The sequence below is a fragment of the Pseudomonas sp. WC1 genome (genome assembly GCF_050586565.1).
Classification (GTDB): domain Bacteria; phylum Pseudomonadota; class Gammaproteobacteria; order Pseudomonadales; family Pseudomonadaceae; genus Aquipseudomonas.
The window spans coordinates 1-722 of sequence record NZ_JBOBDQ010000133.1; the positions used below are offsets into that span (position 1 = coordinate 1).

Below are 722 nucleotides of genomic sequence, written 5' to 3' on the forward strand. Positions count from 1 at the left end.
GGGCCAGGTACAGTTGAACGCTGGCGGCCAACTGAGCAACCTCGGCGGTATCCAGGCGGGTATCAACGCCGATGGCGAGCGCGTGGCCGACGCCGACCTGAAGATCAGCGCTGGTGCCGTGGACAACCGCAACCAGCGCCTGATCGCCAGCGGCGACCTGACCGTCTCCACTGGCAGCCGCCTGGACAACCAGGGCGGCAGCCTCAGTGCCGGGCGCGACCTCAGCGTCAACGCCGCGACTCTGGACAACCGCCAGCAGGGCAAGGTCCTCGCCGACGGGCGCATGACCCTCACCGGTGGCCAATTGCTCAACGGCGACCGTGGTCAGATCACCAGCCAGGGCGCGCTGAACGCCACCTGGGCCCATCTGGACAACCAAGCCGGCGAACTGTCCAGCCTCGATACCCTGGCCCTGAATCTCGGCAGCCTGGACAACCGCACTGGCAAGGTCCTGGCCAACCGCGGCATCACCGTCACCAGCCAGGGGCTGGTCGACAACCGCACCGGCCGGATCGCCAGCCAGGCCACCCTCGACCTGACCGCCCAGGCCCTGAACAACGGCCAGGGTGGCCATATCAGCGGCAACCAGGCAGTCAGCGTCAATGTCGGCCGGCTCGACCAGCAGGGCGGCCACCTGAGCAGCGTCACCGCGCTGACCCTGGACCTGAACCATGGCCGGCTGGACAACCGCGACGGCAAGATCGCCGCCAACCAGCTGCACC

The 722-nt window shown here is 68.4% G+C and carries 1 protein-coding gene; it reads left to right on the forward strand.

Translation table 11 applies throughout. The annotated features are described in order from the left end of the window. Positions 1 to 722: hypothetical protein (locus tag ACQ4OD_RS26355; RefSeq protein WP_430945225.1), on the forward strand; the 722-nt coding region annotated here is incomplete at both ends.